Here is a 24,596-nt window from a genome sequence, read left to right as displayed (position 1 = left end):
GATGAAACATGTCAATGGATTTATTTGATCATCCTGATACGATAAAGACTCTTATAAAAAATTTGCGGAAACTGAGCACAAGAATGGTTCTATTCCAACAAACTGCAGCCCATTCAATTGGCTTGGTTCATACTGATTTTAAAACAGCGGATATTCTGAATGAAGCAGGCCCGCTTACGGCAGGGGAATTAAGTAAGGTAACCGGTCTGAGTACGGGGTCCGTTACAGCTCTTATTGATCGGCTCGAGCATGCAGGATATGCCAGGAGGGAGAAGGATCCGAACGACCGCCGACGGGTCATTATTGTACCAGTAAAAGAAAATCAGTGCTCCATTAAAGAGCATTTCTTACCTTTAAACAAATCGATGATGGAGCTCTGTTCTCATTATAATGAAGAGCAGCTGGCATTAATCAGTGACTTTTTAGAAAAAACAATTGCCATCCATGAAAAAGAGATCCAACGGACTAGCCGCTCGGAAGCCTAAAAAAAGAGGAGCTCTATGAATGAGCTCCTCATAAAATTCTTATCTTTGAAAAAATTCAACCCATTCACCTTCGGGTCCGTGAAAAAAGAAATAACGGTATCCGTTTGGAAGAATGGTAATTTCCTCATCGATTAACTTCACATCTAATCCTTTAATACGCTCAAATTCCGCTTCGATATCATCCACTAGCACAGCAAAATGATGCACTTTGCCTTCTTGAGGGAGATTGTCATTATAACCTTGAATTAACTCTAGTTCCGTTTCATCGGAACCATTGAAACCGAGAAAGGCCAAGGTCATCGTCTCATCAGAATGAATGAATTTATCCTTAAGCTCCATTCCCACGATTTCTTGATAGAATTTGATGGATGCATCAATGTCTTTTACCATAATCCCCACATGGTCAATTTTCTTTCCCGGCATTTTCGTTTTCTCCCTAAGATTATGACTTTAAGACATCATGGTCAACGTAGCGTTCGCCGTTTAATTCGCTAATTACATTGATGGCAACTTTTGCTCCGTCACCAGCAGTTATGATCGTATGTACACTCACACCAGCAACTGTTCCGGCTGCCCAAATCCCATCTAGATTTGTTTTTCCTTCAGCAGTTACATCTAGAACCGTTTTAATTCTTGGCTCTGTACCTGGCTTTGTTTTTAAGCCAACTGTTTCAGCAAGATTAACTAACGCGCCAGTAGCAATGATGACATGCTTGGTTTCATAACTTTCACCGTCAGTTTCCACTTTATAGCCATTATCTGTTTTAACGATATTGCTTACTGTTGCTTGAACCAGTTCAGCACCAAATTTACTTGCTTGTTTTTTACCAATTTCAATTAAATCTGGACCTGTGATTTCTGCTACACCATAATGATTTTCAATCCAAGCACGTTTTGTCATGCTTTTGTCATTGTCAACAACCAATGTTTTCTTTCCAGCTTTTGCGGTAAATAGAGCAGCACTTGCTCCAGCTGCACCTGCGCCAACGATCACTACATCAAACATACACATACCTCCAATTTTAATTATAATAATTCTTATTTAGATTAACTTAAATACAAAATATTGTAAAACAAACTGCTCTATAATCGAAGTCTTTCCTATAGAAGTATGTCCATTTCCGAGTAAAATAAAAAGAACCATCTCTTCCTTCAGTGGAATAATGGTTCTTGTACTTGTTTTTGTATAAGCAATCTTTTTTCGTTTTGGTTGTTCTTGTTCTCATATCTGCGAACACAAAGGGGCTCCGTTTTAAATCAGGATTCAGCTTGCCTTCACGTTCCATTTTTTCGCGCAGCTTTTTGGCCTTTGATTTTGCCATCGAAATCACTCCTTAGGTTGGTTTCATCTATTATATTACAATAGACCAAGAATGGAGTAGATTTATTTTAAAAATGCACGCTTGTTCACAAGTTGAAATCCATAAATGATAAAAGAAAAGCCAATGAAGGATAAGAAAATATAGGTGGGTTTAAATTTTACTAACTTATATAAGTTTAACCTTTGGAATAAATAATTTACCGGAAAAGAAAACAATGCGTCGATGATTAAATTCACGATAAAAAAACGCTTTAAATTGCCAAAGGTAAAATGGAAGATCCATAAGGTTCCAACGATAAATGGTCCAAAGATAAAAGTTAAATCATTAAAAATTTTAAACCTGATTCCTCCTTTTACCTCCCACCATCGAAAGGGAGCCGCTAAAGCACACATCCCAATTACTAAGCAGGAAGCAAAAAGAGAAACAGGCAAATATTGATTAAATGATTTTTTCGGAAGAAAAACGATTGAAAACCATGGTGCAATCAGCTGAGCAATTCGAATTACATTAGGAATCATCTGGAGCAAACCTCACTTTTTAAAGCTTAGTTTTCCAAAAAATGCAATCTTAATGTATTCGAAAGTTCATTAATTCTCCTGGCTTTTTAAATTAGGTGATGAATCCCGTTTCTTTGCATGATGAAAGAAATAATAGAGTACCGCACCAATTAAAACATAGAAAGCACATAAGAAATATAATGAGCTATAAGACATTTTTGCGGCAACTAATCCGATGAAAAATGACCCAAGGGCAATACCAGTATCGTAGATTGATAGAAAAGTAGCCGTAGCCAATCCACGTTTTTTCGGAGCTGCATCTTGAATCGCAATCGTTTGGAAGGTTGGAAATAATGTTCCCCATCCTAGCCCGATTAAAGCAGCTGAAAGGAGGAAGGTAAACGCTCCATCAGCTTTACTTAGTACCAAAAGCCCAATCGCAAAAAGGATGATGCATGGATAGAAAAGAACGTTTGATCCATATTGATCTAACCATTTTCCAGTAAAAGGTCTTGAAAGCAATAAGAAAGCAGCGTAGACCACAAAGAATAGACTTGCTACATTTGCCAGGTGTATTTCGCTCGCATAAACGGATACAAAGGAAAGAAGCGCCGAATAGACGATGGCTAAGAAGCCGCCAACAATCGAGATCGGTACAGCAGATGCTTCGAATAAATTCCGTACAGAAAAGGAAGATTGTACTGTCGGTTCAACTTGCTGCTCTTTTTTCGGTAGTTTAATACTAAGACCGGTAAGAAGGGCACCAATTGCAACGACTAGTGTTAAAGTAAACAACCAACTAGAGCCCCATTGCTGAATGGCTAGCAATCCTAGAAACGGCCCTAATACCATAGCCATGTTGATTGACATCACAAAGTAACCCATTCCTTCACCCCTACGTGAGGAAGGTATCAGATCAGCCACAATCGTCCCAGCCGCAGTTGTTGCCATACCGAAGCCAATTCCATGCAATAGCCGAATCACCAGAAAGCCGGTGATTGATTTCGGAAAAAAGTAAAAGAGGGAGGCACCTGCAAAAATGATTAAAGCAGTTAACAATACCTTTCTACTCCCTGCACGTTCTAGCCATTGTCCTGCAAGCGGACGCGAAATGATGGCGGAGAGCAAAAATACGGTTGTCATTAATCCTGCCTGTGAGGCACTGCTGTGAAATTCCTTTAACGCAAAAATAGGAAGAGTCACTAGCAAAATATAAAAAGTTAAAAACAGAAAAAAGTTGCTTAGGGATATACTAATAAAATCCTTTGTCCACAATTTCGGTTTCGACATGTGGAAATCACTCCTTTAAAAGTTTATGTAACCAGTCAATTTGAATCGTGCATAGTTCTTTCTGAGATGTTTCAGGAAGATGCTTTAATAACAATTTGTTTTGTTCCGTTACGGCCCGTTCCCAGTTTGGATATTCATTTAAAGCTGTATCCGTTAATTGAATATGTTTTTCACGTTTGTCTTTACCCGGAACCTGTCTTACATACCCTTGCTTGACTAGTCTTTGGATTGTGCGTGTCATTGGAGGGGCTTCAACGAATAAATAATCACATAGTTCTTTCTGGGTTAAGGAGCCTTTTGTTTTTAAAACAAAGATAACGGCCCACTGTGAACCATATAAACCCATTGGCTTCAAGACTTCATTCAATTTATTGGTTAGATGTCTGGATAGCTGGTGAAGAGTATGGAAAAGTTCGTGGTTATACATTTAGAAAGTCACTCCAGATCAAAATCATAAATTAGTTACCTAGGTAACTATATGCCTGTTTAGAGGAAATGTCAAGGATTGCTAACCAATGGGAATATGTACCCATAAATAATAATGAATTGACAGATTATAAGGTTAGGGAAGATAAACGATTGTTTAGTGAATCCACAAGTTTTTATACGTTATTAATATATTTTTTTATTATTATTGACATTTTCATATTGAAGAATTAAACTTTAGTTAAATTCTTTATTGAGAACAAAGTCCTAATTTTGAAAGAACGGATTTTGCGGAAAGGAAAAGATATAGTGAAACGAACCGTATTAATTCCTCAATATATGCGAGAGTTTTCATGTATTGGATCGGCATGTGAAGATACATGTTGCTCTGGTTGGCAGATAACTGTTGATGAAAATACATATAAGAAGTATGAAGGTACAGAAGATCTGAAAGAATCCTTTTTGCCGTATTTAAAAAAGTTTGATACCGGGGCAACAAGGGAACATTATGCAGAGATTATTTTAAGAGATTCTGATGCATCCTGCCCTCATCTTACTGAAAGCAAATTATGCGGTATTCATAAAAGTATGGGGGAAAAGTTCCTTTCCAATCTATGTGTAACATATCCACGTGTTTCAAATATTATAAATGGCATTTACGAGAAATCTGGAACGGTATCTTGTCCAGAGGTTGCCCGATTAGCATTGCTTAATCCGAATGGAATTACCTTTGAAGAAGTGGAAGAATCTGTTGAAGAACGTCACATAATAGTCAATCAAATAGATACAAAGAATCTGAAGTCTTCACACAAAGATATGCCATATTTTTTAGATTTGCGTAAATTTACAATTAAGCTGTTACAAAATCGTAACTATTCTTTGTCCGACCGATTAATCATTCTTGGGATGTTATTTGCTAATTTAAAGGATCATATAAAAACAAATAGGGTAGAAGAAATACCAAATCAACTGATCCACTATAATCATTTAATAAAGAGTGGTTTAATTTATGAAAGGTTAATAGGATTTCCGATTAATATCAGGAAACAGTTAGAAATAGGCAGAAGCTTGATCAATATTCGACTATTTTCTGGGGTTAAAGATAAACGTTACCTGCAATGTCTAATGGAATCCCTTGAAGGAATTAAATATACGAACATAGATTTAAAGGATGACAGTATTGACCTTTATAATACAGCTTACCAAAATTATTACCAACCTTTTATGAACAAATATGAATACATTTTAGAAAATTTTTTAGTGAATTATGTATTTAAAAACGTTTTTCCAATTAAAAGGAATGTTTATGATGATTATATATTGTTAATTACACATTATACTATTGTAAAAATGCATTTAATAGGAATGATGGGATACCATAAGGAAGCTTTTAATACGGATCATGTTTTAAAACTGATTCAATCCTTTTCAAGGGTGGTCGAACATGCTCCAAGTGAATTAACTCGATTTAGAAAGTATTTAAAAGAAAATAACTATTCCTCATTACCTTTTATGGCAATACTAATCAAAAATTAGAACCTAATCGTATAATACTGCTTGTGTGTTCATTATTAAGAACAAATAGCGTTTTTTCATTATCGGAGTGTGAAGAAAAACATGAGCGCGATAACAGGAATTTATCACTTTGATAGAAGTGTAAGTAACACTGAGCTCGGTATGACTTTAATGAAGAATTTTCAGAAGTTCCCTGCGGATCATATTCAAACCTGGCATAAGGAGAATATATTTTTTGGATGCCATGCTCAGTGGATTACGCCTGAATCAATAAATGAAAAATTACCTTTCTATGATGACGAAAGACAAATGGCCATAACATCGGACCCCATAGTAGACAATCGAAGTGAGTTGTTTGAACGGTTACATGTTGACTCATTATCTAGAAAAACAATGACGGATAGTCAATTAATTTTACTAGCATATGAAAAATGGGGAGAGGATGTTCCGAAATATTTAATTGGTGATTTTGCCTTTATGATTTGGGATGAAAGGAAAAGAAAACTTTTCGGTGCAAGAGATTTTTCCGGAGCCCGGACTCTTTATTACCTCAAGAATAATCATTATATTGCGTTCAGTACAACAATCGAACCTTTATTTTCTTTGCCAAATGTAAAAAAAGTCCTCAATGAACAATGGCTGGCAGAATTTCTTGCAATTCCTACAATGGTGGATGCTGTTGATATTTACTCTACCGTCTATAAAGGCATTGAACAATTGCCACCCTCTCATTCCATAACCATTTCAGATGGAAGAGTCGAATTAAAAAGATATAGTACATTACCGGAAGAAGGTAAGAAATTAAAGTTATCATCCAATCAAGAATATGAAGATGCATTCCGTGAAGTATTTCAACAAGCAGTTTCGGCTAGAATACGTACCCACCATAATGTTGGAGCACATCTGAGTGGTGGTTTGGATTCAAGTTCCGTGGTTAGCTTTGCTGCTCCTATGCTGCATAAGGAGAATAAGTGCTTACATACATTTAGCTATGTTCCAGTAGATAGTTTTATAGATTGGACATCAAAAAATCGTATGGCTAATGAGAGACCATATATTCAAGAAACAATAAAATTCATAGGTAATATCAAAGACAATTATTTGAGTTTTGAAGGAAATAGTCCTCTTACTGTAATAGATGATTGTCTTGAAACAATGGAAATGCCCTATAAATTTTATGCTAATTCATACTGGCTAAAAGGGATTTTTGAGAAAGCGCATGAACAACAAGTCGGCGTTCTCTTAAATGGGCAACGAGGAAACACAACCATTTCTTGGGGGAATGCCCTTGAATACCAAATTTCTCTCTTAAAAAAGTTAAAATGGGTCCAGTTTTATCGAGAGGTGCAGTTGTTTAGTAAAAATAGAGGGGTATCAAAATCTCGTATCTTATCTGCTATTAAAAGGAAGCTATTTCCCACTGAATTAACGACACCTGGACAGGATCCGCAATTAATCAATGATGAATTTGCTGAAAGAACAAAAGTCTTTGAAAGAATCCGTGAACAGGGATTAGATTTAAATAATTCATTAAGCTGGCATCAATTTAGAAATAAAAATTTTGAACAGCTGTTCCATTGGAACATTAATGGGACTTATGCCACAAAACTTTCCTTACGTCACAAAGTATGGGATCGGGATCCTACGAATGATCTCCGACTGATTAGATTTTGTTTATCGTTACCAGATGAACAATTTGTTCAAAATGGATGGGACAGGGCTCTGATTAGAAGAACTTCAAGTGGTTATATTCCAGATAAAGTGAGACTTAACTTTAGGATACGAGGCATCCAGGGGGCAGATGGTATACATCGTATGACGGACCAATGGGAAGATTTTATCGATGAACTCCAACAAATGAATAATGACACTATTGTGTCAGAGTTTTTTAACAAAGAATTCATAGCGAATGCTATTTCGAGAATTAGAGATAAACCACGGCCTGAAGATGTATTTGATAACGATTTTATTTTCTTAATGAGAAGTTTAATCGTCTCTCGGTTTTTACAAAAGTTTGCTTGAAAGGGGGTGAGTAAATGAAAAATGAATGGAAAACACCAATACTAGAAGAATTGAACATTAATCGTACAATGCAAGGTAAGAGTGCAAAGGCTCAGGATGGCGTTCAAGGTGGAGATGATAGTGATAATCTTGGATCCTAGCATCAAATTTATAGTTTGATTGAAGTTTTGTTGCCCTTATACAAAATGAGTATAAGGGCAATCTTAAAACTCAAATATTTTTCACGGTGGGGAATTTATGATAAATAATAGAATCGTTGAAAAAAAAGCCTATAAAGCATTCGGATTAACTTTGTTAAGTGAAATTCCTTTGCGGGAATTGCCCCAATTATCCATTCAAGATGATTTGGCGGATATCACGATTGAATTCAAAGATTTATCGGATATGTGGGAATGTTATTCGGTTCAAAATGAACGTTTTGTCATTACGGAAGAGTTTATCATGTTTAAAATTTCTGAAGCGATATTTTATATACAGAACGGAGAAAGAATCTTTGTATCACCAATTATTGAATCTGAATTAGATAGGATTAGATTATTCATCCTTGGTACATGTATGGGAATCATTCTTATTCAAAGGAAAACATATGCATTACATGGCAGTGCAATTGTAATTGATGGTAAAGCATATGCGATTGTAGGAGATTCTGGTGCCGGTAAATCAACGCTTGCAGCTGAGTTTTTAACAAGAGGATATAAATTGTTAAGTGACGATGTCATTCCGATTTCATTCTCTCAACATCCCCAGGTGCCAATGGTGTTGCCTGCTTATCCCCAACAAAAGCTTTGGCTTGAAAGCTTAAGAAAACTGGGAATGGAATCAAGGAAGTATAAGCCTATATGTGGCAGGGAGGAGAAATTTTCTATCCCGTTAACCACTTCGTTTGTTCAAGAGCCTTTACCACTTGCAGGTGTATTTGAATTGACAAAATCAGACGTTGGAACCATAGAAATTCAACCAATTCATAAGCTGGAACGAATACAGACTTTATATTACCATACCTATCGGAATTTTATTATCCAAAGATTAGGTTTAATGGATTGGCATTTTGCAGAATCGGTAAAAATTTTAAAGGAAATATATATTTTTCAATTACGCCGGCCAAAAGTAAGTTTTACGGCTCCTAAGTTAGCTTCTTTAATACTAGATACTATATATAGGGAGGAACATAATCATGATAAAAAATCACACTATTTCATTAAATAATATAGTAGTTCAGGGAAGTGGAAATATTGTAAGTGATATGGATGGGGAAAAAGTGATGTTAAGTATTTTAAATGGAAAGTACTACAATTTAGGTGAAGTGGGAGGAAGGATTTGGGAACAAATCGAGCAGCCAATTGCTGTTAATCAATTGATTGATAACCTTATGTCATACTACCAAGTTGAAAAAACTGATTGTGAAAATCAGGTTATTTCTTTTTTAGAAGTTTTATTGAATCGTAATTTAATTCAGGTAGAAGAAATGGACTCATTGTAAAAATAGAGGGAAGATGATGGCGATTGTTACGAAGGTGAAAAAATTTCTTTTATTAGATATTAAATCAAAGTTATTATTTTTAGAGGCTTTTTTTTATCTGGGGATTGCCCGAATTCTTATAATAATTCCCTTTTCAAAGGTTTCTCCTTTCCTTGGTATCCAGATGGCTGAAACACCGTTTAATCAAATTGAGTCTAACGATTCGATACTAAAGAATATTTATCATGTGATTGAGGTGACGGGTCATCATACTTTTTGGGAAAGTAAATGTCTCGTTAGAGCAATTGCCGCAATGAAAATGCTGGAAAGACGTCAAATAGCCAGTACACTTTATTTAGGAATTGCAAAAGATGAGGATGGGAAAATGATTGCTCATGCATGGCTCCGCAGCGGTTCATTTTATGTTACGGGGGCTGATGTAATGGATGGATTTACGGTGGTAGGGAAATTTTCAAGGATATTTGAAAGAAAAGCTTAAGGAGAACATCATGCCTGAAAAATTGAAGCGAAAAATATCTCGGCTGTCTAAAGAAATGAAGTTATTGCTGGAAATATTAAAAACAGACACGAATCAAAACCCACTACCTAACGTAACCTTAGATTCTGAAATTGACTGGAATGAATTCCTAGCCTTGTCTAAACATCACCGTATTTATCCTATAATTTATTCCAAGTTAAAAAAAACAGGCTCCGAATCGATTCCCAAATCAGTTATAGATAGCCTACATAAGAGTTATCTGAAAAATACATTTAGAATGCTTGATTTAAGTGGAGAAATGGAGAACATTTGCAGGTTATTTTATGATCATAATATAAGGACGCTGCTTTTAAAAGGTCCCGTCCTTGCAGCCGCCCTATATGGAGATTTATCACTTCGTACTTCCAGTGACATAGATTTGCTTATTCCGATCACCGATTTGGATAAGGTTGATCATCTCTTAAAAGAAAATGGTTACGAGAAAAACGATTATATTGAAACGGTTTTAAATGATTGGAAATGGAGGCATCACCATGTCACCTATCTTCACTCTGAGAAAAATCTGAAAGTTGAAATCCATTGGAGACTGAATCCCGGACCTTCAAAGGAACCCGGCTTTGACGAATTGTGGAAAAGAAGGCAAAAAAGTACGCTAACTCGTTTCCCAATATTCTTATTAGGTAATGAGGATTTATTTTTGTTTCTTATTACACATGGAGCAAGACACGGCTGGTCACGACTTCGATGGTTGTTAGACATTAATCAATTAAGTAAACAGCCGTTAGATTGGCATAAGCTTATTACATTATTAAAGGAATATCATTATCTACATATTGCTGGCCAAACACTTCTTTTGGCTTCTGAGTTACTTAATACACCATTAATTCGACCTTTTGAACCGCTATTATACAAAAACAGGTCATTAAATTTAGCTAGAGATACTTTATTTTATCTTGAAGAAAAAATTAATTTACACACGGAACCTATTCCTAGCCACGTAGCTAAATTTCATCAAAAATATCTATTTTCAATCATGTCATTTCAACAAAAAGGTTTATATATAATGAGTCTTCTTTTTCCTTACCCAATTGATACCAAAACTTTTCCATTACCCGAGCCTCTTCATTTTATGTATTTTCCGTTACGTCCAGTATTATGTTTGTGGAGGAAAACAAGAGGTACCCGTCAGCTTAAGGGGAGCTTAAAATGAAACAAGTCATTTATTTTATGAAACGTTTAACCTCCTTTGGTGGTTTTATTCTTTATGCAAATCTTATAGGGATCGTTTTTTTAAGCTTAATTGAAGGTATCGGCATTATATTATTAGTTTCTCTGATTTCTCTTAGTGGAATATTACAAAGTAAAACAGGAGGGATTTCTTCTCTTACTCCATTTATTAAATTACTTCAAGATTTACCTGAAGCATTGAGTTTACCAGCTATACTAATTGTTTATGTTTTGTTAAGTGTCTGCCAAAACGTATTTCAAAGGAAACTAACCATAAGAAATGTAAGAATTCAAACCGAATTTATACGGCAATTAAGAGTAGAGACATATGAAGCCTTATTAAATGCAAATTGGAGTTTTTTTGTGAAAAGAAGAAAGTCAGATCTTATTAACTTTTTAACGATGGAAATTGCACGTGTTCATTCAGGGACGAATATTTGTTTAGAGTTTTTATCCTCTGCTATTTTTACTTCCGTTCAGATTTGTTTTGCATTTTGGTTATCTCCAAGTATTACCGTGCTTGTTGTATTTTGTGGTTCTATACTTTCGCTTTTTTCACGGAAATATATAAAAAAATCCAGAAAATTAGGAAGCCAAACCTCTGAGTTAGCACAAAACTATTTAGCCGGAATTACTGATCAAATGAATGGGATTAAGGATATTAAGAGCAACACATTAGAAAAGGCTCACTTGTTTTGGTTTAAAACTTTAACGAAACATATGGTAGATGAACAGGTTGAACATATAGTCATAAGCACTTCTTCCCAACTCTTTTATAAAATCGCATCGGCCATTTTAATCGCTTGTTTTATATTCCTTTCCGTAAAAATGTTTAACGCCAAGCCACAGCAATTTCTATTTATTATTATTATTTTCTCAAGGTTATGGCCGCGGATTACCGGAATACAATCTAGTATAGAAAAAATTGCCTCCCTTACGCCATCGTTTAAAAAGCTAATGAAATTGCAAATTGAGTGTAAAGAAGCATTGGAAACTATAAATGAGGAAACAATTAAAGATGATTTAAAATCTATCCCAATTCAAAATGGAATTGAATGCAAACAGGCATATTTTCGTTATAATCAAAGCGTAGCTGAGTATGCACTTGCCGATTTGAATTTATTTATCCCTTCAAAAAAAATGACTGCAATTGTAGGAAAATCTGGTGCAGGAAAAAGTACCTTAATAGATTTATTGATGGGGCTTTTACAACCGGAAAAAGGGCAAGTATTTTTAGATGGTATCCCGTTAACGGGTGGTAATGTCAAAGCATGGAGGCGTGCGCTTAGTTATGTTCCTCAAGAACCTTTTCTATTTAATGCTAGCATAAGAGAAAACCTGTTGTTGGTAGAGCCTGAAGCTAACGAAAAACAGCTTTGGGAGGCTCTTGAATTTGCTGCTGCTGCAGAATTTGTTAGGAAGCTTCCTCAAGGTTTAGATACACATATTGGTGATCGGGGAGTTAGGCTTTCAGGAGGAGAACGTCAAAGACTTGTTCTTGCAAGAGCCATATTACGAAAACCGGAAATCTTAATTTTGGATGAAGCAACAAGTGCACTGGATACTGAGAATGAAGCAAAGATTCAAGAAGCATTAGAGAAGCTAAAGGGTATAACAACCATCATTGTGATTGCCCATCGTCTATCAACCATTCGAAATGCAGATCAAGTAATTGTATTAGATCAGGGGCGAATTGTTCAAACCGGTGGATTCAGTCAACTGGAACGTGAAAGAAAAGGGATATTTAGCCATCTTTTAAGAAACCAAATGAAGGCCAGCCTATAACTCAGATTCTAACTTTCATAATTAATGACCATTCAGGGAATTTCAGACAAAAATGAAATTTCCCTTTTTTATTGGAAAATTTCCTCTTTTAAATTAATATAAAATTAAGGAAGGTGAAAAAACAAAAAGGTGAGGAAACTAGATGGGAAGGTACAAAGAAAAAGCACGAGAGCACTATCTTCAGATTATGTTTGGACTTATTGCTGTCATTTTAATGTATTTTTTCGCAAAAGTTCCAGATGAAATTGAATGGAATATAGTTGTTTTCCTATGTATAATGGTCATTTTTGACCGTATCAATATAAAGGTTTTTTCAGGATTTGGATACTCCTTTAGTACTGTTATCATAGGTTTAATCATTTTTGATCGGTATTCTATGGTTTATGGTTTAATCTACCTTTTGGCAGATTTTCTTTTCATATTAATTAGTAGAACAAGAGTTAGGATGAGCCACTATACTGTCACACTATCTATTAATATAATTGTAATCGTATTAATGAATGAATACTATAATGAATATACAGAAAAAGACTATCTCGCGCGTCTTATTACTCTTTTAATGCTGCTATTATTAACATTATTACTCCGATATGTTTATCTTTATTTGGAAACAGGTAAGATCTCGACAAAATTCTTACTAGATACTTTTGGTCCTATGGTATTTGAAATCTTATTTATTTTCCCGATCCTTTCATTTTTCGGTAAATTTGTTGTAAATCTAATATTAATATTATATTTATCTTACTATACATTTATTGGTTTCCTTCATCGGAAATTTATGGGGATTAATCAAAAGCAATTTGAAGCAGTCGTAAAAAAATTAGAAGGAAAATATAAGTTTCAAGTCTGCATTACTGATTTAGGTGAAATAAAAGGTGCCTGCTATCCGAAAAAAATGTTCATTTTTATAGATGAGAAACTGGACTTTCCTGAACAACTGCAAACGCTTATTCATGAAACAATTCATTATAGATTAAGAACATTATTCCACATATCAAAGCAATTGGAAGAAGTAATTGTAACACTGCTTGAAGCGATAATTAGTTGGTACTACATTATTACGTTAAAACAAGAACAGGATCTAGAATAATCGAAAGGGGGAGATCCCATTGACCACACCGTTAGGGCAAGAGTTAAGGAGGTTAAGGCTGGAAAGAAAACTGAAATTAGAAGACGTAGCTAAAGGAACAGGAATAACTGTTCAATATCTAAGTATGATAGAAAATGGGGTAAGAAAATCAATCTCATTTGAAATAATGACGAATATATCGAGATACTTCCGAGTGCCGTTAGATTATTTCACCACCTTTCTAGATGAAGTAGAACCTCAAGAAAGGGAGATGTCAGATAATGAGATCATGCTATGGCAAGCAATTAATGAGAAAATTCGGGATGACTTTTTTTACAAAAACGGCAACACGATAAAGCAACTATTTCCAAAATTGTTTAAGTAGTACTCCTGAAGTTTTGGCAATAAATTAGTAACTTATTTTCCCGTTAATAAAATTTAGTCTATCAAAAAGGATAGGCTTTTTATTTTTATGAATTAAAATTGAAACCAAAGGGATTGAAGTCAAGTAGGGAAACTAAAAAAATCCCGAGGATCATCATTGACCCATCGGGACTTCTAATAAACTCTATTTCAACACATTAAAATATCTTGCTTCCGGATGAGCAAATACCATCGCCGAGACAGAAGCCTCTGGTTCCATCATGCAGCCATCAGTAAGCTGAATGCCGATATCCTCCGGCTGAATTAATCTAAATAATTTCTTTTGATCCTCCAAATCCGGACAGGCAGGGTAGCCAAAGGAAAAACGCTGTCCCGGATATTTTGCAGCAAACCGGTCCTGCATCGTAAAATCAAGTGGATCAGGGAATCCCCAGCGATCGCGCATTTGCCTGTGGATTAACTCCGCAAATCCCTCAGCAGACTCTAAAGCAAGCGCCTGAAGGGCATGGCTTTCTAAAAAGCGGCCTTCTGCTTTAAATTGATCTGCTCTTTCACGAATGCCCCTGCCGGCAGTAACCGTAAAGAAGCCTACATAATCCTTTTCGCCACTCTCCACTGATTTCACAAAATCAGCTAAACATAGATGCGGCTCAGAATCCTGACGAGGAAAATCAAACGTTTCAATTACTTGCTCCGGATTTTCTGGATCATAAATATAAATTTTATTCCCCTCTGATTGAGCAGGGAAGAATTGATAAACAGCTGCAGGAGTAATCCAGCCTTCTGAACTTGCGTCCTGGAGTAATTGATCCACAATCCCTTTGATCTTCAGAGCTTTTTCATCTTTTTCGGCAACTAATTTAGCAATTTTGCCTTTTACCCCAAGATGATGTCCAAGCAGCATTTGCATATTGATATACGGTTCAATATGTGAAAGCGAATAGGAACGTAAAAGATGGCGTTTCGTATCCTTAGGAACAAAAACGGGAACATTGGTTGAAATGGCTGGTTTTACTTTTACAGCAACAGCACTTGTTGTACGAAGATGGCTGAAATCGTGAACAACCTCCGCAGCGGCCAATTTTTCCTGTCTTTCTTCCAATAACTTTTCGCGTTCCTCAGGAGTTTGTACTTGATTAGCAAGTGCTAAGCCAGTCATTGCATCTTTTGCGTAAAGAACAAGACCATCGTATTCTTTGGAAATTTTTGTATCAGTAAATTTCCTAGAAAGGGCGGCACCACCAACCAAAATTGGTAAAGAAATGCCCGCTTCCTTTAAATCCTGTGCGGTTAAGACCATTTGCTGGGCGGACTTAACTAATAAGCCGGATAATCCAACGATGTCTGGTTGCTCTTTTCGAATCGCCTGAATCAGATCTGCTGGGGTAACTTTGATTCCTAAATCGACGACTTGATAGCCATTATTGCCGAGAATAATATCGACAAGGTTTTTCCCAATATCGTGAACATCGCCTTTGACTGTTGCTAAAATCACTTTTCCCTTAGAGGCAGAGGTATCGCCTTTTTCCATATGCGGCTCTAAATGGGTAACGGCAGCCTTCATGACTTCAGCACTTTGCAGCACCTCGGCAACAATCAATTGGTTGTCATTGAAAAGACGGCCAACCTCGCTCATGCCTTCCATTAAAGGACCATTAATAATATCAAGGGGAGCAGGGTATTTAGCAAGCGCTAGATCTAAATCCGGCAGCAAGCCTTCTTTTGTTCCTTCGACAACATAATAAGCGAGTCGTTCTTCCAAGGTCATATCAGGAAGGGTAGATTTAGCTTCTTTCTTTTTACCACGGTACATTTCAGTAAAGGTGGCTAATGATTCATCTGTCGTGTCAAATAACAGCTTTTCAGCTGCTTCGACTTCTTCCTTAGGAATGGAAGCAAACCGCTCAAGCTTTTCCGTATTGACAATGGCATAATCTAATCCGGCTTGTGTGCAATGATAAAGGAATACGGAGTTTAAAACTTCTCTTCCAACTGGAGGAAGTCCAAATGAAACATTACTAATTCCAAGAATGGTTTGAACTCCAGGAAGGTTTTCTTTAATCAACCGAATTCCTTCTACTGTCGCTTTTGCGGACCCAATATATTGTTCATCACCCGTTCCAACCGGGAATACAAGCGGATCAAAAATAATGTCCTCTGATTTTAAACCATATTTATGAACAAGTATGTCATGGGAGCGTTTTGCAATTTCAAGCTTTCGTTCTGCTGTTACCCCCATGCCTTTTTCATCAATGGTTCCTACTACAGCAGCAGCACCGTACTTGTGAATCAATGGCACGACAGCTTCAAAGCGCTCTTCTCCATCTTCAAGATTAATCGAATTGATGATGGCTTTTCCTTGGGAATATTTAAGCGCTCTTTCAATGACTTTTTCATCGGTTGAATCGATTACAAGTGGAACTTTTACTTTTTTAACTACTTCTTTAATAAACTTTTCCATGTCGACGATTTCATCACGGTCAGGGTCGGCAAGACAAATATCGATAACATGTGCGCCGCCTTTTACCTGGGCACGGGCAATTTCCGATGCTTCCTCAAATTTGCCTTCGGTAATTAACCGTTTGAATTTGCGGGAACCGATAACATTTGTCCTTTCCCCAACCATGATCGGGCGTAAGGTAGGATCATCGTAAATAAACGGATCAATTCCCGAGACCATATGGACGGAGGAGGACTTCAGTTCACGCGGTTGATAATTTTTCATTGCATCAGCAATTGCCTGAATATGCTCAGGAGTCGTTCCACAGCAGCCGCCGACAATGTTCAGCCAGCCATGTGCTGCAAAGTCAGAAAGTTTTTTTGCCAAGGTTTCTGGTGTTTCATGATAATGACCTTCCTCATCTGGCAGCCCCGCATTTGGATAACAGCTAATAGCAGTGGTTGCGAGACCCGAAAGAGATCGGATATGGTCCTGCATAAATTCTGGGCCGGTTGCACAGTTTAAGCCAACGGCAACGGGTTTCATATGTTCAACCGAGATATAGAACGATTCAATCGTTTGACCTGCAAGTGTGGTACCCATCGGTTCAATGGTTCCTGAGAGCATTAATGGCAACGTTTTGCCTGTTTTTTCGAAAGCCCTGGAGATTCCGATGAAGCCAGCTTTCACATTCAGCATATCCTGGCTTGTTTCAAGGAGCAAAAGGTCGACTCCACCGTCAATTAGGCCGACTGCCTGCTCTTCGTATGAGGCAGCAAGCTCATCGAAGGTGGTTCCCCCGGTCACACTTAATGTTTTCGTTGTTGGTCCCATTGAACCAGCAACATAGCGCGGCCAATCAGAAGTAGATACCTCATCTACTGCCTTTTTGGCAATTTGCGCGGCAACCTTATTCAATTCAAAGGCTTTATAGCCCAATTCATATTCATCTAAAACGATGCTAGTTGCTCCGAATGTGTTTGTTTCGATAATGTCTGCCCCAGCCTTAAGATATTCGAGATGGATATTTTCAATCACCGCTGGTGCAGTTAAATTCAGGTTTTCATTACAGCCCTCATATTCTTCCCCGCCAAAATCTTCGGCACTTAGGTCAGCGCGTTGAAGCATGGTTCCCATTGCGCCGTCCATGACAAGAATTCGTTTTTGTAATTGTTCACTGAATGGTGCTTTCGACATAGAAGTTCCCCCTAATTTCGTTCGCGCGCTGGTTCGTATAGGCTGCCAGCTCAGCTGTTATCTCATATCGTAAAAATGGCGTGATCAAATAAATCCCATTGAATAAATCTAATGCTGTATCAATTAATGATTTCGTTATCTCAATTCCTTCGCGAACTGCCTGCTGCGGTTGATCATTCAACCTTGCCATTCTGTCACGTATCGAATCGGCAATTTTGATTCCAGGGACTTCATTATGAAGGAACTCAGCATTTTTACTACTTGTAAGCGGCATTAAGCCGATATAGATTGGTGCACTTAGATGTTTCGTATTTTCATAGACCTCGATTAATTTTTCCTCTGAAAAAACAGGCTGAGTGATAAAGTAATCTGCCCCATATTCGATTTTTTTCTCCAAACGTTTTACCGCTTTTTCAAGGGTTCTGACATTTGGGTTAAAGGCTGCAGCAATACTGAAATCAGTTTTCTGCCCAAGATCTTTGCCAGAAAAGGACAGGCCCTCGTTCAACTGTTTAATCATTTGAATCAGTTCAAATGAAGACACATCGTATACGGAAGAAGCTCCCGGAAAATCTCCGACTCGAGCTGGATCGCCTGTTATGGCTAAGACATCATTCATCCCGAGGGTGTGAAGCCCCATTAAATGAGATTGTAAGCCGATAATATTGCGGTCCCTGCATGAAAGATGAATCAGCGGCCGCATTCCTAATTCCGTTTTCACACGGTAACCTAATGCTTCGTTTGCAATTCTTACTGTGGCAAGGGAATTGTCTGCAAGTGTAATCGCGTCAATTCCGGCTTTCTTTAATGCCATTGCGCCTTCAAAGAACTTAGTAATAGAATCTAATTTCCTAGGAGGATCTAATTCTACGATAACTGATGGCCGTTCCTTTACAACCTTTTCAAGAGGAGGATATTCTCTCTCAGGGGTTCGATCATCAATCGTTATTTTCTTTGGTTTTAATTTTACAACTTTTTCGACAATTGGAACAGCATTCTTTAATTCCGAAGCAAAAGCTTTGATATGTTCCGGCGTTGTGCCACAGCATCCGCCAAGGAGGCGTACTCCTTCGTTACGGAAGGCTTGAGCTGACTTCCGAAAATAATCGGCATCTCCTTCATAATGAAACTTTCCGTCCGTATAAGCAGGAAGGCTTGCATTCGGATAAGCAGATAAAAAGGCATGTTCCGGGAGTTCAATCTGCTCCAAAGCGAGAAGCATATGGTGCGGGCCAAGCCGGCAGTTCAGTCCAATTACATCCGCCCCAAGTCCTTCCAATCTTCTTAACGCATCATTGACAGGGGTCCGGTCCTGAAGAATCCCAGGCTCTTGCAGTGAAACTTGAGCAATGATGGGAAGTTTTGTTTCCTTCCTTGCAATGGTTAAAACCGTTTCTAATTCTTCCAAATCATAAAAGGTTTCGAGCAGTAAACCATCTACCCCTTCTAGTAGGAGGCAATAAAGCTGTTCGCGAAAGCTCCGTTTTAATTCTTCTATGGTTATCGAATCCGGCTTAATTCCACGATTGCCGCCAATTGTTCCTAGCACATAAGCACCCTGCCCTGCAGCCAACTTTGCGTTATACACTGCGGCACTGTTAATTTCTTTTACCGAGTCTTCTAGTCCGTACCGCACAAGTTTTAAATAGTTTGCTGCATAGGTGTTCGTTTGAATGACGTCCGCCCCGGCCTCGACATATGCCTTATGAATACGTTGGATTTGCTCGGGGTGGGAGAGATTCAGCTCCTCAAAACAAGAATCCTTTCCAAAGGAATAGAGCAGCGTTCCCATCGCACCGTCAGCGATCAAGATTTGATTTTTCAATTTGTCTAAAAAGCTCATTGTCATTCTCCTTGCTGCAGCACTAATTGTTCATGGCGTATTTGCGCGAAGCCTTGCGAAAAATCTTTGATTAAATCATCCGGGTTTTCGAGTCCTACGGATAGACGGAGCAGGCTGTTCGTGATCCCGCGCTTTTCTCTTTCGTCCTGTGGCATTGCAGCATGTGACATTTTCGCCGGATAGGATAAAATCGATTCAACCGCTCCAAGACTGACGGCAAAAACAGGTAATTTAACGTTAGAAACGAAAGTTCTTAATTCTGCTTCATCATTTAATTCAAATGATAATACCGCTCCAGGACCCTCTGCTTGAGATGCTTGCAGTTGATACTCTGGGTGCTCCTTAAGACCAGGATAATAGACTGCTTTAACGAGCGGGTGCGAATTTAGATATTCCGCTAGTTTAATAGCTGAGTTTTGAGATTGCTGGAGTCTAACATGAAGAGTTTTCAGCCCTCTTAAAACAAGCCATGCATCCTGGACACCAAGGATTGCTCCAAAGGAATTTTGTAAAAATCCAAGTTTTTGAGCAAGCTCTGTATCCTTTACTACAGCAAGACCTGCAACAACGTCACTGTGTCCTGATAAAAACTTAGTAGCACTATGCAGTACAACATCGGCACCAAGTTCCAATGGTTTTTGTAATGCTGGTGTTAAAAATGTATTATCAACAAATGTTAACGCTCCAATTTCCTTTGCTAATTCACTTACTGCTTTAATATCTGTAACCTTTAAAGTCGGATTCGAAGGAGTTTCTACATAAAAAGCTTTTGTATTTGGCTGGATTGCCGCCTTTACCTCATTCAGGTTCGTCATATCAACGAAGGTATGTTCAATTCTGTAACGTGTAAGGACCTGTGTCACCATCCGAAATGTTCCACCGTATACGTCCTCTGTGATGACAATATGGTCTCCGGCAGAAAGGAGAAGGAAAGCTGTGGAAATCGCAGCCATACCGGAGGAAAAAGCAAATCCTTTTACTCCGCCTTCTAATTCAGCAATAACATCTTCGAGTGCTTCACGAGTTGGATTTAAACTGCGGCTGTAGTCATACTTCCCGAATTGGTCGATATCATATTGGTGAAAAGTAGAAGCATGCTGAATAGGTACACTTACCGCACCGGTAGCCGGGTCAATTTTATGACGATTATGCAAAAGCAGGGTTTCAAAACAAATGTCTTTATTTTCCATTGATGATCACTCCTTCATGAATATTGGCAAAGGCCTTTTCTAAATCATTAATTAAATCTTCCGCATCTTCAGTTCCAACCGAGAAACGAAGTAAACAGTTATCGACACCTGCGGCAAAACGAACTTCCTCAGGAATATCTGCATGTGTTTGTGTTGCTGGATAAGTAATGAAGCTTTCCGTACCGCCAAGGCTTTCTGCAAAGGTAATCAAAGATAGTCCTTGTAAGAATGGATTCACCCATGATTCTTCTTTTACTCGGAAAGAAAGCATTCCACCTTTCCCAGGGTAAAGGACATCCTTGACATCTTCATGGTTGGAGAGATATTCCACAAGTTGCTTCGCATTTTTCTCGTGCTGCTTCATTCTGAGCGATAATGTTTTCATTCCCCGCATTAACAGCCAGGAATCAAATGGACTCAACACGGCACCGGCACCATTGTGATGGAAGGCAAGGGCTTCACATAATTCTTGTCCTTTTGCAACAACGAGTCCTGCGAGCACATCGTTATGACCGCCTAGATATTTGGTCGCACTGTGAATCACAATATCTGCCCCAAGCAGGATCGGCTGCTGTAAGAGAGGGGTGTAAAATGTATTATCGACAATCAGCAAAATCCCGTGTTTCTTGGCAATTTCAGAAACAGCGGCGATATCTGATTGTTGCATAAGAGGGTTTGTCGGAGTTTCAAGGAAGATGGCCTTTGTTTTAGGGGTAATCTTACTTTCAATCTCACTCGGACAACAGGTATTTACATATTGAGCAGTTAAGCCCCATTTCTTATAACCTTGTTCCAATATGCGATAGGTCCCGCCATAAAGGTCTTCGCTGACTATCCATTCGTCACCGGATTGGAATAAAGAAAGAATTGTCAAGATGGCAGCCATTCCGGAGCTGCAGGCATAGCCTTGATCGCCGCCTTCTAAATCGGCAATTGTTTTTTCAAGCAGCTGGCGTGTTGGGTTTCCGGTACGGATATAGTCAAATCCGGTCGATTGGCCGATTCCTTCGTGACGGAAGGCGGTAGAGAAATATACCGGTGGATTAACGGTTCCTGTTACGGTTTCGCTGCGGTTTCCAATTTGAGCAAGTTTCGTTTCAATTTTGTACATGATGACCACTCCAATTTTTTAAATAAAATAAAAAAGGTCTTCTTTAAGAAGAAGACCTTTGTCAGACGCTCACATATGTCATTCTTCTTATCTCGCAAATTATTAATGGTAATTTGCAGGACTTAGCACCTTTTCAATGAACGAAGCCATTGAAGGTTGCTGAGGTGTCTTAGGGCCATTCCCTCTACCTCTCTTGATAAGAAATTAAATTATTTGGATTATTTATAAAATTTACTACAAATTGTTGATGGTGTCAATTTGTTTTTTAAAAAGTTTCGTAGGCCTTAACTACTAAATTTTCTAAAAATATTTTTTGAAAGTAGTTGACACTAAACATAAGAGATGGTAATTTTAAGATACAAATTTGTTCTTAATAAAGAACTTGAAGAAATACATAATTTAGCCTAGTAAATAGTCTAATCCGCTATGTGAATGGTTTTTGACAATAATAAACTTGGGGGTGTTAGTTATATAGACCCCAATGGATTCCTATGTTCTAGGTGTTCGATTTAGAGAATATATTATATCGGAGTTTTCGATATTGAGGAATATAAATAAAATTTTTAATTTAAGGTTTGGCAGGAGGAAATGATGAGTGCTATTGCTGGTATTTTTCACTTTAACGATGAACCTATTAATCTTGAACATGGCAGGAGAATGATGAAAGAATTAGAAAAATATCCAGCCGATGATGTTCAAATCTGGCATAGTGACAAAGTCTTTCTTGGCTGCCATGCACAGTGGATTACACCGGAATCGATTGGCGAGAAGCTTCCATATTATGATGAGGAAAGAAAGCTGGCGATTACGGCTGATGCGATTATCGATAACCGGGAAGAATTATTTGAAAAACTGCAGATCAAAAAATCAAAACAAAAAGCCATAACTGATAGTGAACTTATTCTGCTTTCTTATGATAAGTGGGGAGAGGATTCACCGAAGTATTTGGTTGGGGATTTTGCTTTTGTTCTTTGGGATGAGAGGGAACAAAAAATATTTGGGGCTAGGGACCCTTCGGGATATAGGACACTTTACTATTTTAGGAATCATTCACGTTTCACCTTCTGCACAACGATCGAACCTTTAATGTCTTTGCCCTATATTGAGAAAAAGTTAAATGAAAATTATTTTGCCGAATTTTTAGCCATTGCTGGAATGTTTGATACGGTCGATGCTCATATGACTCCTTTTAAAAATATAGAACAAATACCTCCATTTCACACAGTATCAATTGTAGAAGGAGCAATTAATCTAATTAGATATGGAACATTTACCCCAAAGGAAAAATTAAAATTAAAGTCAGATGAAGAATATGTAGAGGCATTTCAAGAGGTCTTTCAAAAAGCAGTTAACTGCAGGTTACGAACGTTTCGTGAAATTGGGTCTCAATTAAGTGGTGGACTGGATTCTGGAGCAATTGTAGGGTTTGCTGCAAAAGAATTGCAAAAGGAAAATAAGACATTACATACCTTTAGTTATATCCCTCCAAAGGATTTTGTCGATTTCACACATAAGCAATTAATGCCGGATGAACGGCCGTTTATAAAGAAAACGGTTGAATATGTAGGAGGAATCTCAGATCATTATTATGATTTTGAGGGGAGAAGCTCTTATACAGAAATCGATGAATACCTTGAAGTGATGGAAATGCCATACAAATTTGCAGAGAACTCCTTCTGGTTAAGGGGGATATTTGAGAAGGCGCATGAAAAAGGTGTTGGAATTCTCTTAAATGGTGATAAAGGTAATTCGACGATATCGTGGGGCTCAGCTCTAGATTTTTATGCGATTCTTTTAAAAAGGTTTAAATGGCTGCGTCTATTTCAAGAGATACAACTTTATAGTATGAAAACTGGGGGTGCCAGATTTCGTTTGCTCCCTGATATTGTTAGAAGTGGCTTTCCTTTTCTTAATAAAATGGTACAAAAAGGGAAAGAAGTAAAATTTCCGATTCTAATTAATTCAGAGTTCGCCGAGAGGATGGCAGTTTTTACGAAATTAAAAGAGTATGGAATTGATGACACAGGCAACTTATCCACTCAAAATATTTTTGAGCAAAGAAGGACCGTTTTCGAGGATATTGCTGCTTGGAACTCTGGTAGTACATTTAATGCTAAACTATCTTTGCGTTATAAGCTCTGGAAACGCGATCCTACAAATGATATTCGAGTGACGCATTATTGTTTTTCTTTACCGGAAGATCAATTTGTTCATAACGGGTTAGATAGGGCACTTATTCGGAGGTCAACAGAAAATATTCTACCAGATCAAATTAGGCTAAATCAGCGTATCAGAGGAATCCAAGGTGCAGATTGGCTCCACCGTATGAATCCTAATTGGAATATGCTTCTTGAAGAAGTTAAAGAAATTCTGAAAGATTCATATGTATTGGAATTTTTAAACGAAAAGGTAATAAGGTCAGCTTTGGTTAAGAGTGAAAATGGGCTAAGGATAGAAAGTATGGCTGACCCCGATTATAGAATTTTAATGCGAACTGTTATAGTGTATCGATTAATAAAAAAATATTTTTGAAAGGAGGTGATCACATGAAAAAAGAATGGCAAAGTCCAGTACTTGAAATGTTAGATGTAAAGATGACTATGCACAGTGCAGACGGAAGTGTATATGATGCTGACTGGTCCCAACAAACACAAATACCTACAGATTCTCAAGGTAATCATTTAGATTCTATGAGCTAAATGAGTAGAAAAATGGACTGCACTATAAGGTAAAAGTATTTATTCTATGTCTATAAAACTTATCTAGTCGGAATTGATACAACCTACATAAAAGGCCCTTATACACAGATGATATAAGGGCTTTTTATATAATTAA

General features: G+C 37.6%; 23 protein-coding genes and 1 riboswitch. Of the genes, 13 read left to right on the top strand and 10 right to left on the bottom strand.

All coding sequences use genetic code 11. The features are described from left to right. The first annotated feature begins 14 nt into the window (after positions 1-14). Positions 15-485, top strand: coding sequence for a MarR family winged helix-turn-helix transcriptional regulator (locus tag ACFQZ9_RS30370; RefSeq protein ID WP_198310678.1), 471 nt, complete (start codon positions 15-17; stop codon positions 483-485). Between the two features lie 39 nt (positions 486-524). Here ACFQZ9_RS30370 and ACFQZ9_RS30365 read toward each other — a convergent pair whose 3' ends face one another. From ACFQZ9_RS30365 to ACFQZ9_RS30340, 6 genes are all read right to left on the bottom strand, one after another. Further along, positions 525-908, bottom strand: coding sequence for a VOC family protein (locus ACFQZ9_RS30365; RefSeq protein ID WP_198310303.1), 384 nt, complete (start codon positions 906-908; stop codon positions 525-527). A gap of 19 nt (positions 909-927) precedes the next feature. Beyond that, the gene (locus ACFQZ9_RS30360; protein WP_198310302.1) at positions 928-1,491 is read right to left on the bottom strand and encodes an FAD-dependent oxidoreductase; all 564 of its coding nucleotides are present in this window, start codon (positions 1,489-1,491) and stop codon (positions 928-930) included. Between the two features lie 46 nt (positions 1,492-1,537). Next, complete coding sequence (gene brfA / locus ACFQZ9_RS30355) at positions 1,538-1,807, bottom strand: ribosome rescue factor BrfA (RefSeq protein ID WP_232490057.1); 270 nt, start codon at positions 1,805-1,807, stop codon at positions 1,538-1,540. 62 nt (positions 1,808-1,869) lie between these two features. Further along, positions 1,870-2,325, bottom strand: a complete 456-nt coding sequence (locus tag ACFQZ9_RS30350) for a hypothetical protein (RefSeq protein WP_232490056.1) — start codon at positions 2,323-2,325, stop codon at positions 1,870-1,872. 69 nt (positions 2,326-2,394) lie between these two features. Next, complete coding sequence (locus ACFQZ9_RS30345; protein WP_498947071.1) at positions 2,395-3,594, bottom strand: MFS transporter; 1,200 nt, start codon at positions 3,592-3,594, stop codon at positions 2,395-2,397. A 7-nt stretch (positions 3,595-3,601) separates the two neighbouring features. Next, complete coding sequence (locus tag ACFQZ9_RS30340; RefSeq protein ID WP_498947069.1) at positions 3,602-4,021, bottom strand: MarR family winged helix-turn-helix transcriptional regulator; 420 nt, start codon at positions 4,019-4,021, stop codon at positions 3,602-3,604. Positions 4,022-4,329: 308 nt separating this feature from the next. Between ACFQZ9_RS30340 and fliB the strand changes: the two genes are divergently transcribed. The 10 genes from fliB (at position 4,330) to ACFQZ9_RS30290 (ending at position 13,981) form a co-directional block, all read left to right on the top strand. Beyond that, on the top strand, positions 4,330-5,556 hold the full coding sequence (gene fliB, locus ACFQZ9_RS30335; RefSeq protein WP_498947067.1) for a flagellin lysine-N-methylase: 1,227 nt from the start codon (positions 4,330-4,332) through the stop codon (positions 5,554-5,556). A gap of 81 nt (positions 5,557-5,637) precedes the next feature. Further along, positions 5,638-7,557 (top strand): asparagine synthase-related protein, encoded by a 1,920-nt coding sequence (locus ACFQZ9_RS30330; protein ID WP_498947065.1) that lies wholly within the window; start codon positions 5,638-5,640, stop codon positions 7,555-7,557. A gap of 14 nt (positions 7,558-7,571) precedes the next feature. Continuing rightward, complete coding sequence (locus ACFQZ9_RS30325) at positions 7,572-7,697, top strand: paeninodin family lasso peptide (RefSeq protein WP_498947063.1); 126 nt, start codon at positions 7,572-7,574, stop codon at positions 7,695-7,697. 97 nt (positions 7,698-7,794) lie between these two features. Next, the gene (locus ACFQZ9_RS30320) at positions 7,795-8,763 is read left to right on the top strand and encodes an aldolase (protein ID WP_498947062.1); all 969 of its coding nucleotides are present in this window, start codon (positions 7,795-7,797) and stop codon (positions 8,761-8,763) included. Then, a complete protein-coding gene (locus tag ACFQZ9_RS30315; protein ID WP_498947060.1) occupies positions 8,732-9,037 on the top strand; it encodes a lasso peptide biosynthesis PqqD family chaperone in 306 nt (101 codons plus the stop codon). The genes ACFQZ9_RS30320 and ACFQZ9_RS30315 overlap by 32 nt, the downstream gene beginning before the upstream one ends. 16 nt (positions 9,038-9,053) lie before the next feature. Next, entirely contained in the window at positions 9,054-9,515 is a 462-nt protein-coding gene (locus tag ACFQZ9_RS30310; protein WP_498947058.1) for a lasso peptide biosynthesis B2 protein, read from the top strand. A 10-nt stretch (positions 9,516-9,525) separates the two neighbouring features. Continuing rightward, the gene (locus ACFQZ9_RS30305) at positions 9,526-10,725 is read left to right on the top strand and encodes a nucleotidyltransferase domain-containing protein (RefSeq protein ID WP_498947056.1); all 1,200 of its coding nucleotides are present in this window, start codon (positions 9,526-9,528) and stop codon (positions 10,723-10,725) included. Beyond that, the gene (locus tag ACFQZ9_RS30300) at positions 10,722-12,527 is read left to right on the top strand and encodes an ABC transporter ATP-binding protein (RefSeq protein WP_498947054.1); all 1,806 of its coding nucleotides are present in this window, start codon (positions 10,722-10,724) and stop codon (positions 12,525-12,527) included. Before ACFQZ9_RS30305 ends, ACFQZ9_RS30300 begins: the two co-directional genes overlap by 4 nt. 142 nt (positions 12,528-12,669) lie before the next feature. Continuing rightward, the gene (locus ACFQZ9_RS30295; RefSeq protein WP_498947053.1) at positions 12,670-13,617 is read left to right on the top strand and encodes a hypothetical protein; all 948 of its coding nucleotides are present in this window, start codon (positions 12,670-12,672) and stop codon (positions 13,615-13,617) included. Between the two features lie 19 nt (positions 13,618-13,636). Further along, positions 13,637-13,981 carry a helix-turn-helix domain-containing protein gene (locus ACFQZ9_RS30290; protein ID WP_498947051.1) on the top strand — a complete coding sequence of 115 codons (345 nt, stop codon included), beginning with the start codon at positions 13,637-13,639 and terminating at the stop codon, positions 13,979-13,981. 183 nt (positions 13,982-14,164) lie between these two features. Here ACFQZ9_RS30290 and metH read toward each other — a convergent pair whose 3' ends face one another. Genes metH through ACFQZ9_RS30270 form a run of 4 tightly spaced genes read right to left on the bottom strand, consistent with a single transcriptional unit; the run spans position 14,165 to position 21,761 of the window. Then, positions 14,165-17,617: a methionine synthase gene (gene metH / locus ACFQZ9_RS30285; protein ID WP_498947049.1), complete on the bottom strand. Its 3,453-nt coding sequence runs from the start codon at positions 17,615-17,617 to the stop codon at positions 14,165-14,167. Further along, positions 17,595-19,460 (bottom strand): bifunctional homocysteine S-methyltransferase/methylenetetrahydrofolate reductase, encoded by a 1,866-nt coding sequence (locus ACFQZ9_RS30280; protein ID WP_498947047.1) that lies wholly within the window; start codon positions 19,458-19,460, stop codon positions 17,595-17,597. Before ACFQZ9_RS30280 ends, metH begins: the two co-directional genes overlap by 23 nt. A gap of 2 nt (positions 19,461-19,462) precedes the next feature. Continuing rightward, entirely contained in the window at positions 19,463-20,650 is a 1,188-nt protein-coding gene (metC, locus tag ACFQZ9_RS30275) for a cystathionine beta-lyase (protein ID WP_498947045.1), read from the bottom strand. After that, a complete protein-coding gene (locus tag ACFQZ9_RS30270) occupies positions 20,640-21,761 on the bottom strand; it encodes a methionine biosynthesis PLP-dependent protein (RefSeq protein ID WP_498947043.1) in 1,122 nt (373 codons plus the stop codon). The genes metC and ACFQZ9_RS30270 overlap by 11 nt, the downstream gene beginning before the upstream one ends. Positions 21,762-21,845: 84 nt before the next feature. Next, a riboswitch (SAM riboswitch) is annotated at positions 21,846-21,964 on the bottom strand. A gap of 388 nt (positions 21,965-22,352) precedes the next feature. Between ACFQZ9_RS30270 and ACFQZ9_RS30265 the strand changes: the two genes are divergently transcribed. Next, a complete protein-coding gene (locus tag ACFQZ9_RS30265; protein WP_498947041.1) occupies positions 22,353-24,293 on the top strand; it encodes an asparagine synthase-related protein in 1,941 nt (646 codons plus the stop codon). Between the two features lie 14 nt (positions 24,294-24,307). Next, positions 24,308-24,460 (top strand): paeninodin family lasso peptide, encoded by a 153-nt coding sequence (locus ACFQZ9_RS30260; protein ID WP_498947040.1) that lies wholly within the window; start codon positions 24,308-24,310, stop codon positions 24,458-24,460. Positions 24,461-24,596: the final 136 nt, after the last annotated feature.

It is taken from the genome of Neobacillus sp. GCM10027624 (genome assembly GCF_042675345.1).
Lineage (GTDB): Bacteria > Bacillota > Bacilli > Bacillales > Cytobacillaceae > Neobacillus > Neobacillus cucumis_D.
This window is presented reverse-complemented; position numbering and strand designations above follow the sequence as displayed.

Coding starts and splice junctions, on each gene's coding strand:
- ACFQZ9_RS30350 (WP_232490056.1), bottom strand. CDS start 2,325: ATGATTCCTAATGTAATTCGAATTGCTCAGCTGATTGCACCATGGTTT.
- ACFQZ9_RS30305 (WP_498947056.1), top strand. CDS start 9,526: ATGCCTGAAAAATTGAAGCGAAAAATATCTCGGCTGTCTAAAGAAATG.
- metH (WP_498947049.1), bottom strand. CDS start 17,617: ATGTCGAAAGCACCATTCAGTGAACAATTACAAAAACGAATTCTTGTC.
- ACFQZ9_RS30295 (WP_498947053.1), top strand. CDS start 12,670: ATGGGAAGGTACAAAGAAAAAGCACGAGAGCACTATCTTCAGATTATG.
- ACFQZ9_RS30320 (WP_498947062.1), top strand. CDS start 7,795: ATGATAAATAATAGAATCGTTGAAAAAAAAGCCTATAAAGCATTCGGA.
- ACFQZ9_RS30325 (WP_498947063.1), top strand. CDS start 7,572: ATGAAAAATGAATGGAAAACACCAATACTAGAAGAATTGAACATTAAT.
- ACFQZ9_RS30340 (WP_498947069.1), bottom strand. CDS start 4,021: ATGTATAACCACGAACTTTTCCATACTCTTCACCAGCTATCCAGACAT.
- ACFQZ9_RS30280 (WP_498947047.1), bottom strand. CDS start 19,460: ATGAGCTTTTTAGACAAATTGAAAAATCAAATCTTGATCGCTGACGGT.
- ACFQZ9_RS30360 (WP_198310302.1), bottom strand. CDS start 1,491: ATGTTTGATGTAGTGATCGTTGGCGCAGGTGCAGCTGGAGCAAGTGCT.
- ACFQZ9_RS30365 (WP_198310303.1), bottom strand. CDS start 908: ATGCCGGGAAAGAAAATTGACCATGTGGGGATTATGGTAAAAGACATT.
- ACFQZ9_RS30265 (WP_498947041.1), top strand. CDS start 22,353: ATGAGTGCTATTGCTGGTATTTTTCACTTTAACGATGAACCTATTAAT.
- ACFQZ9_RS30370 (WP_198310678.1), top strand. CDS start 15: ATGGATTTATTTGATCATCCTGATACGATAAAGACTCTTATAAAAAAT.
- metC (WP_498947045.1), bottom strand. CDS start 20,650: ATGGAAAATAAAGACATTTGTTTTGAAACCCTGCTTTTGCATAATCGT.
- ACFQZ9_RS30260 (WP_498947040.1), top strand. CDS start 24,308: ATGAAAAAAGAATGGCAAAGTCCAGTACTTGAAATGTTAGATGTAAAG.
- ACFQZ9_RS30270 (WP_498947043.1), bottom strand. CDS start 21,761: ATGTACAAAATTGAAACGAAACTTGCTCAAATTGGAAACCGCAGCGAA.
- ACFQZ9_RS30310 (WP_498947058.1), top strand. CDS start 9,054: ATGGCGATTGTTACGAAGGTGAAAAAATTTCTTTTATTAGATATTAAA.
- ACFQZ9_RS30300 (WP_498947054.1), top strand. CDS start 10,722: ATGAAACAAGTCATTTATTTTATGAAACGTTTAACCTCCTTTGGTGGT.
- ACFQZ9_RS30345 (WP_498947071.1), bottom strand. CDS start 3,594: ATGTCGAAACCGAAATTGTGGACAAAGGATTTTATTAGTATATCCCTA.
- ACFQZ9_RS30315 (WP_498947060.1), top strand. CDS start 8,732: ATGATAAAAAATCACACTATTTCATTAAATAATATAGTAGTTCAGGGA.
- ACFQZ9_RS30330 (WP_498947065.1), top strand. CDS start 5,638: ATGAGCGCGATAACAGGAATTTATCACTTTGATAGAAGTGTAAGTAAC.
- brfA (WP_232490057.1), bottom strand. CDS start 1,807: ATGGCAAAATCAAAGGCCAAAAAGCTGCGCGAAAAAATGGAACGTGAA.